This is a genomic window from Streptomyces sp. MB09-02B, assembly GCF_033794485.1.
GTDB lineage: Bacteria > Actinomycetota > Actinomycetes > Streptomycetales > Streptomycetaceae > Streptomyces.
Window position 1 is genome coordinate 1 of sequence record NZ_JARGEE010000401.1, and the last position, 8,005, is coordinate 8,005.

Here is an 8,005-nt window from a genome sequence, read left to right on the forward strand (position 1 = left end):
TGGCAGTGGTCGCGCTGTAACAGCGACTACCCTAAGCGTGACACGCAGTAGCGGGCGTACTAGTTGCCTTGTCGCCGCCGCCCCGCCGGTGGGCCGCCAGTGTGAAGGGCCGTGGTCCGCTAGAAGAGGCCGATGCCGGCGAAGCGCAGGACGAGTTGGGGGGCGCCGGACAGGGCTACGGCGACGATGCCGGTGAGGGCGAGGGCCAGGGTGAGCGGGGCGGGGACGCGGTGCGGTGCGGGTGCGCCGGCGGTGTCGCCCTCGGGGGCGCGGAACAGCAGGGCCGTCCACTGGAGGTAGTAGAAGAGGGCGATCACCACGTTGACGGCCATCACGACGGCGAGCCAGCCGAGGCCCGCGTCGACGGCGGCCGAGAAGACCGTGACCTTGGCGAACAGACCGATGATCCCCGGCGGCAGTCCGGCGAGGCAGAGCAGGAAGAAGGCCAGGAGCAGGGCGGACAGGGGGCTCGACGCGTAGAGGCCCCGGTAGTCGCTGAGGCGGTTCAGGGACTTCGTACGGCCGACGAGGGCGGCCACGGCGAAGGCGCCGAGGTTCACGGCGGCGTACATCAGGGCGTAGGCGACGGTGGAGCCGACGGCCTTCTCGGCGTCGGCGGTGTCGTCGGCGTAGGCGGCCGCCGCGATCGGGACGAGGAGGTAGCCGGCCTGGCCGACGGAGGACCAGGCGAGGAGCCGGACCGCGCTGTACGCGCGCGTGGAGACCTGTTTCAGGGCGCCGAGGTTGCCGACGGTCATGGTGAGGGCGGCCAGCACGGCGAGGGCGGGGCCCCAGACGTCGGCGTACGACGGGAGGGCGACGACGGTGACGAGGATCAGGCCGGTGAAGCCGACCGCCTTGCCGACCACGGAGAGGTAGGCGGCGACGGGCAGGGGGGCGCCCACGTAGGTGTCGGGGACCCAGAAGTGGAAGGGGACGGCGGCCGTCTTGAAGGCGAAGCCGATGAGGGTGAGGACGACTCCGGCCTGGGTGAGGGTGTGGAGTTGGCCGTCGACGTGCTGGACGCGGTCGGCGATCTCGGTGAGGTAGAGGGTGCCGGTCGTGGCGTAGACGAAGCTGATGCCCAGGAGGCTGACGGCGGTCGCGGTGACGGACGACAGGAAGAACTTCAGGGCCGCCTCGGAGGACCGCCGGTCGCCGTGCCGGATGCCGACGAGGGCGAAGGCGGGCAGGGAGGCGACCTCCAGGGCGACGACGAGGGTCGCGAGGTCGCGGGAGGCGGGCAGGAGGGCGGCTCCGGCGGCGGACGACAGCAGCAGGAACCAGAACTCCCCTTCGGGGAGGTTCTTCCGGTCGTCCTTGAGGGCCGTCATGGACAGCAGGGCGGCGAGGAGTGCGCCGCCGAGGACGAGGAACTGGATGACGAGGGTGAATCGGTCGGCGGTGTAGCTGCAGACGTCCGGGTCGCCGGTCAGGCAGAAGGTGGCGCGGTCGGCGTCCAGGAGGGGCAGGAGGGCCAGCAGGGCTACGGCGAGGCCCGTGACGGAGACCCAGCCGAGCAGGGCCTTCCTGCGGTCGTCCGTGAAGAGGTCGGCGACGAGCACGGCGAGGCCGACGACGGCCGCGACGGTGGGCGGCGCGATCGCGAGCCAGTCGACGGACTGGACGACCGACTCGGCCAGGGTCTGGGCGGCCTGGGCCTGGGCCGGGGGTTGGGCCAAGGGGCTCAACGGGTGCCTCCTGCGAGGAGCTGCTGCACGGCCGGGTCGGTCAGACCGAGGAGGGCCGCGGGCCAGAGGCCGGCGAGGACGGTGAGGGCGACGAGCGGGGTCCAGGCCGCGAACTCGTACGTCTGTACGTCCGTGAGGGCGTACGTCTGTTCGCCCGGGACGCCGTGCGGTTGTCCGTCCGCGCGGTGTGGCCCCTCTCCGGGTTCCTTCGGGACGGCACCCATGCACACGCGGCGGACCACGATCAGCAGGTACGCGGCCGTGAGGAGCGTGCCGAACGCGGCGATCGTCATGAAGGTGAGGAAGGCGGGGCGGCTGAGGCCCTCGGCGGGTTCGAACGCGCCGAACAAGGCCAGCATCTCGCCCCAGAACCCGGCGAGTCCGGGCAGGCCCAGGGAGGCGACGGCGGCGAAGGCGAGGAGGCCGCCGAGGCGGGGCGCCCTGCCGTAGAGGGCGGCGCCGGTCTCCCGCGCGAGGGTGTCGAGGTCGGTGGTGCCGGTGCGGTCCTTCAACGCGCCGACCAGGAAGAACAGCAGGCCGGTGATGAGGCCGTGGGCGATGTTGGCGAAGAGCGCGCCGTTCACGCCGGTCGGGGTCATCGTGGCGATGCCGAGCAGTACGAAGCCCATGTGGCCGACGGAGGAGTAGGCGATGAGGCGCTTGAGGTCGCCCTTGGCGCCCTGCCGCGCGAGCGCGAGGCAGGCGAGCGAGCCGTAGATGATGCCGACGACCGCGAAGGCGGCGAGGTACGGCGCGAAGGTGCGGAAACCGTCGGGGGTGATCGGCAGCAGGATGCGCACGAACCCGTACGTGCCCATCTTCAGCAGGACGCCGGCCAGCAGGACCGAGCCGACGGTCGGGGCGGCGGTGTGGGCGTCCGGCAGCCAGCTGTGCAGCGGCCACATCGGGGTCTTCACCGCGAGCCCGACACCGATCGACAAAACGGCGATGACCTGCACGGATGTGGTCAGTTCAGGGTGATTGTCAGTGGCGAGTGCCACCATGTCGAATGTGCCCGCCCTGATTCCGATCAGGAGCAGGCCCAGCAGCATGACCACGGAACCGAGCAGGGTGTAGAGGATGAACTTCCACGCGGCCCGCGTGCGTTGCTCACCACCCCAGCGGGCGATGAGGAAGTACATCGGGATGAGCACCATCTCGAACGCGAGGAAGAACAGCAGCAGGTCGAGGACGGCGAAGGTGGCGAGGGTGCCGGACTCCAGGACGAGCAGGAGAGCGACGAAGGCCTTCGGGGAGGGGCCCGTAGGCATCTTGAAGTAGGAGTAGAGCGCGCAGAGGAAGGTCAGCAGCGCGGTCAGGACCAGGAGGGGGAGGGAGATGCCGTCGATGCCGAGGTGGATGCGCACGTCGAGTGCCGGGATCCAGCTGATGTCCGTGCTGGCCTGCATCTTCGACGGCTGGTCGTGGTCGAAGCCGAGCGCGAGGACGATCGCGGCGATGAGGACCACGCCGGTCACGGTGATCCCGTGGCGGAGCACGGCCTGCTCGGGTGACTTGCCCTTCAGTCCCGGCGGGGCCGGCAGGAGAGCGGCGACGGCGCCGAGGAGCGGGCCGACGACGATCAACGCCAGAAGGACCTGCATCACGGACTCGTTGATATCGATCACGCCTGCTCACGCTCCCGTGGCGACGACGAGGGCGGCGACCACCAGGACGACGGTGCCGGCGAGCAGCGCGCTCACATAGGTCTGGACGTTGCCGGTCTGGGCCTTGCGTACGGCCGCGCCCAGCAGGCGGGGCAGGGCGCCCGCGCCGCTCACGTAGGTGTCGACTACCTCGCGGTCGAGGAACCGGACGAGACGCGCACCGGCCAGGACCGGGCGGACGAAGAGCGCCGAGTAGACGGCGTCGAGGTGGAAGCCGGCGGCGGCGTGGCGGTGCAGCGGGCCGAGCAGGAGGCGGCCCGGGTCCGCAGGGTCGGGTGCCGAGGCCACGTCCCCGTAGGCGGGGGTGTGGCTGGCGATGGCCTCCGCCTCGACGGTGCCGGCGTCCGCGTCGGGGTGGGCCGCGACCGCGCCCAGCGGTGCGCGGGACGCCTTGGCCCTGGCGGAGCGCCAGGCCGCGTACGTCACCAGAGCGCCTATCAGGGCGGCGCCCGTGCCGAGGACGGACGTGGTGAGGGTGGGCGCCAGGTCGTCGCCGTCGAACCAGCCGGGGAGCCTGCCGTAGGCGAGTGCGCCGAGGGCGAGGGACGGTACGGCGAGTACCCAGAGGACGACCGTCATGGTGAGCGGCTGACGGCCGTGGTCGGGGGCCTCGGTGCCCTCGCCGTGGAAGGCGAGCAGCCACAGGCGGGCGGCGTACGCGGCGGTGAGCAGGGCCGTGAGGACACCGGCGACCAGGACGGTCCAGCCTGCGGCGGCCGGGACGTGCTCGACGGGGCCGGTGAGGGTGTGGCCGGTGGCGGCGTGCTCGGCGGCTCCGAGGACGGACTCCTTGGAGAAGAAACCGCTGAAGGGCGGGATCGCCGCGAGGGCGAGCAGGGCCACGGTCATCGTCCAGAAGACGTCGGGGACGCGGGCGCGGAGGTGGCTCATGCGGGACATGGCGGCCAGGGAGTTGGTGCCGGAGGCGTGGATGATCACGCCGGCGGCGAGGAACAGCAGCGCCTTGAAGGCGCCGTGCGAGAGGAGGTGGAAGACGGCGGCGCCGCGGTCGCCGACGGCGAGGGCGCCGGTCATGTAGCCGAGCTGGCCGATCGTCGAGTAGGCGAGGACGCGCTTGATGTCGTCCTGGGCGAGGGCGGCGAGGCCCGAGCCCGCCATGGTGAGGGCGGCCATGACGGCGAGGACGACCAGGGCCGCAGAGGAGGCGGCGAAGACCGGGAGGAGACGGGCAACGAAGTAGACACCGGCGGCGACCATCGTCGCGGCGTGGATCAGCGCGGAGACGGGCGTGGGGCCCGCCATCGCGTCGGGGAGCCAGGTGTGGAGGGGGAACTGGGCCGACTTGCCGGCGACTCCGGCGAGGAGCAGGAGGGCGACGAGGGTGGGGTGGTCGAGGCCGCCGTCGGCGACGGTGGCGAGGATCCGCGTGATGCGGAACGACCCGGCGTCCGTGGCGAGGGCGAACAGACCGATCAGGAAGGGGACGTCGCCGAGCTTGGTGACCAGGAAGGCCTTGAGGGAGGCGGCGCGGGCCTCCGGGGTCTCCCAGTAGTGGCCGACCAGGAAGTACGAGCAGATGCCCATGATCTCCCAGCCGACCAGGAGCACCATCAGGTCGCCGGAGTAGACGACGAGGAGCATCGCGGAGGTGAAGAGGGAGACGAGGGCGGCGTAGGAGGGGTAGCGCGGGTCGTCGCGGAGGTAGCCGGTCGAGTAGATCTGCACACAGGTGGCGACCAGGCCGACCAGGACGGCGACGAGGGCGGCGAAGCCGTCGATGTGCAGGGCGAGGTCGATGGGGACCGAGCCGGTGGGGGTGAGCTGGGTGGCCGCGTCGACGGGCTGGTCGCCGCCCTGGCGTACGGCGACGAGGACGGCCAGGGCGAAGGCCGTCAGGGTGGGTAGTACGGCGAGGGGGCGGACGAAGCCGGGGGCGGTGCGGCCCAGGAGCAGGCCGGCGGCGGCGCCGAGGAACGGGAGGAGGGGGACGAGGACGGCGAGGGTGGTCGTGGTCACGCGGTGGCCTCAGCCTTCTCGCTCCGCTCGGGGCGGCCGGGTTCCTCGGCTGCGGCGGGGTCTTCGGGGCCGTCGGGGCTCTCGGGGCCGTCGGTCTCGTGGCCCTCGGCGGTGTCGCGGAGCTTGTCGATGTCGGCGGTGCCTCGGTTGCGGTGGACCGCGAGGACGATCGCCAGGCCGATGCCGATCTCGGCGGCGGCGATGGTGATCGTGAACAGGGTCAGGGCCTGGCCGGAGTGCAGGGTCTCCTCGGCGGTCCTGCTGAGCCAGACGTCGAAGGCGACGAGGTTGAGGTTGACCGCGTTGAGCATCAGTTCGACGGACATCAGGACGAGGATCGCGTTGCGGCGGGCGAGGACGCCGTACAGGCCCGTGCAGAAGAGGAGGGCGGAGAGCACGACGGGATAGGCGAGATGCATCAGCGGGCGCCTCCCTTGGCTGACTCGGGTCCGGTGGGGTCGGCGGCGGCCTCGGGCGTGCGGGGTGCCTTGGGCGTGCGGGGGGCTTTCGGGTCGGTGGGGGGCGCGTCCGCTTTCGCCTTGCGGGAGAGGACGATCGCGCCGACCAGGGCGGCGAGGAGGAGGACGGAGAGGGCCTCGAAGGGGAGGACCCAGTTCTGGAAGAGGCTCTCGCCGGTGGCCTTCGTGGAGCCGGCGGCAGGGCCGTCCAGGTCGATCCAGGTGGTGCGGAAGGCGTCGACGACGACCCAGACGAGGGCGGCGGCGGAGGCGACGGCCACGGTGAGGGCGGCCCAGCGGTTGCCGGAGTCGGCGTCCGGGGAGCGGCCGATGGGGGCCTTGGTGAGCATCAGTCCGAAGAGGAGGAGGACGACGACGGAACCGACGTAGATGAGGACCTGCACCCAGGCGATGAACTCCGCGGTGAGCAGGAGGTACTCGACGGCGAGGCCGCCGAGCGCCACGACCAGCCACAGGGCGGCGTGCACCAGCTGCCGGGTGGTGACGCTGACGAGCGCGGCGCCGAGGGTGACGAGGCCGACAAGGACGAAGGCGATCTCGACACCGGTCGGGGAGAGGAAGCCTTGGGGGGCCTGGGCGAGGGCGTCGTGGGATGCCTGGGCGAGGGTCATGAGTCCGCTCCCCCGGGGGTGTCCGGCTTCGGCTCGGCCTGGGATGCCGCGAGTTTCTCGGCGGTCTTGCGGGCGGCGGCCAGTTCCTTGGGTTCCTCGGCGGCGGGGTCGAGGGCCGGTGGTGAGGGGACGGTCCACATCCACTCGCGGAGCTTGTCGCGCTCGTGGGTGAGTTCGTGGATGTCGGTCTCCGCGTACTCGAACTCGGGTGACCAGAAGAGGGCGTCGAAGGGGCAGACCTCGATGCAGATACCGCAGTACATGCAGAGGGCGAAGTCGATGGCGAAGCGGTCCAGGACGTTGCGGCTGCGCTCGCGGCCGCCGGGGGCGGCGGGCGGGACCGTCTCCTTGTGGGAGTCGATGTAGATGCACCAGTCCGGGCACTCGCGGGCGCACAGCATGCAGACCGTGCAGTTCTCCTCGAAGAGCCCGATGACGCCACGGGTGCGGGGCGGGAGCTCGGGCTGGACGGCCGGGTACTGCTCGGTGACGGTCTTCCGCGTCATCGTGCGGAGGGTGACGGCCAGACCTTTGGCGAGGCCGCTGCCGGGGATGGGGGCCATGGTTACCGGATCACCACCTTGACGATGCCGGTGAGGGCGATCTGGGCGAGGGAGAGGGGGACGAGGAGGGTCCAGGAGAACTTCTGGAGCTGGTCCTCGCGCAGACGGGGGTAGGTCACGCGGAGCCAGATGACGACGAAGGCGAGGGCGGCGGTCTTCAGGAGGGTCCAGACCCAGCCGAGGCCCTCGGCGCCCCACGGGCCGTGCCAGCCGCCGAGGAAGAGGACGGTGGTCAGACCGCACAGGACGACGATGCCGGCGTACTCGGCGAGGAGGAACAGGGCGAAGCGGAGGCCGGTGTACTCGGTGTAGGCGCCGAAGATGATCTCGGAGTCGGCGACGGGCATGTCGAAGGGCGGGCGCTGGAGTTCGGCGAGGCCGGCGACGAAGAAGACGATCGCGCCGACGATCTGCCAGGGGAGCCACCACCACTCGAAGGCGTCGACGATGCCGACGAGGGAGACCGTGCCGGCCGCCATCGCGACGGAGGCAGCCGTGAGGAGCATCGGGAGTTCGTAGGCGAGGAGCTGGGCGGCGGTGCGCAGGCCGCCGAGGAGGGAGAACTTGTTGGCGGACGCCCAGCCGGCCATGAGTGAGCCGAGGACGCCCACGCCCATCACGGCGAGGACGAAGAAGACGCCCGCGTCGATGACCTCGCCGACGGCGCCCTCGCCCGGGCCGATCGGGATGGCGAGGAGGACGAGGAGGTAGGGGAGGAGGGCGACGGCCGGGGCGAGTTGGAAGACTCGGCGGTCCGCGCCGGCCGGGACGATATCTTCCTTCTGGGCGAACTTGACGCCGTCCGCGACGAGTTGGGCCCAGCCGTGGAAGCCGCCGGCGTACATGGGGCCCAGGCGGCCCTGCATGTGGGCCATCACCTTGTGCTCGGTCTGGCCGATGATCAAGGGGAAGGTCAGGAAGACGACGAGGACGATGAGGAGTCGCAGGGCGACGTCCAGAGCGTCGTTCACTGCGTGCCTCCTGTGGGGGGTTCGGGGTTGGGGGTGCCTTCGGAGG

General features: G+C 71.4%; 7 protein-coding genes. All 7 read right to left on the bottom strand.

All coding sequences use genetic code 11. The features are described from left to right. Positions 1 to 119 precede the first annotated feature (119 nt). Genes P1P70_RS35895 through P1P70_RS35925 form a run of 7 tightly spaced genes read right to left on the bottom strand, consistent with a single transcriptional unit; the run spans position 120 to position 7,959 of the window. Complete coding sequence (locus P1P70_RS35895; RefSeq protein ID WP_319245256.1) at positions 120 to 1,691, bottom strand: NADH-quinone oxidoreductase subunit N; 1,572 nt, start codon at positions 1,689 to 1,691, stop codon at positions 120 to 122. Further along, entirely contained in the window at positions 1,688 to 3,319 is a 1,632-nt protein-coding gene (locus P1P70_RS35900) for an NADH-quinone oxidoreductase subunit M (protein WP_319245258.1), read from the bottom strand. The genes P1P70_RS35895 and P1P70_RS35900 overlap by 4 nt, the downstream gene beginning before the upstream one ends. Positions 3,320 to 3,325: 6 nt before the next feature. Beyond that, the gene (locus P1P70_RS35905; protein WP_319245259.1) at positions 3,326 to 5,335 is read right to left on the bottom strand and encodes an NADH-quinone oxidoreductase subunit L; all 2,010 of its coding nucleotides are present in this window, start codon (positions 5,333 to 5,335) and stop codon (positions 3,326 to 3,328) included. Further along, positions 5,332 to 5,754, bottom strand: coding sequence for an NADH-quinone oxidoreductase subunit NuoK (nuoK, locus tag P1P70_RS35910; RefSeq protein WP_319245260.1), 423 nt, complete (start codon positions 5,752 to 5,754; stop codon positions 5,332 to 5,334). The genes P1P70_RS35905 and nuoK overlap by 4 nt, the downstream gene beginning before the upstream one ends. Beyond that, the gene (locus P1P70_RS35915) at positions 5,754 to 6,425 is read right to left on the bottom strand and encodes an NADH-quinone oxidoreductase subunit J (protein ID WP_319245261.1); all 672 of its coding nucleotides are present in this window, start codon (positions 6,423 to 6,425) and stop codon (positions 5,754 to 5,756) included. Before P1P70_RS35915 ends, nuoK begins: the two co-directional genes overlap by 1 nt. Further along, positions 6,422 to 6,988, bottom strand: coding sequence for an NADH-quinone oxidoreductase subunit I (locus P1P70_RS35920; protein WP_319245264.1), 567 nt, complete (start codon positions 6,986 to 6,988; stop codon positions 6,422 to 6,424). Before P1P70_RS35920 ends, P1P70_RS35915 begins: the two co-directional genes overlap by 4 nt. 2 nt (positions 6,989 to 6,990) lie before the next feature. Beyond that, positions 6,991 to 7,959 carry a complex I subunit 1 family protein gene (locus P1P70_RS35925; RefSeq protein WP_319245266.1) on the bottom strand — a complete coding sequence of 323 codons (969 nt, stop codon included), beginning with the start codon at positions 7,957 to 7,959 and terminating at the stop codon, positions 6,991 to 6,993. Positions 7,960 to 8,005: the final 46 nt, after the last annotated feature.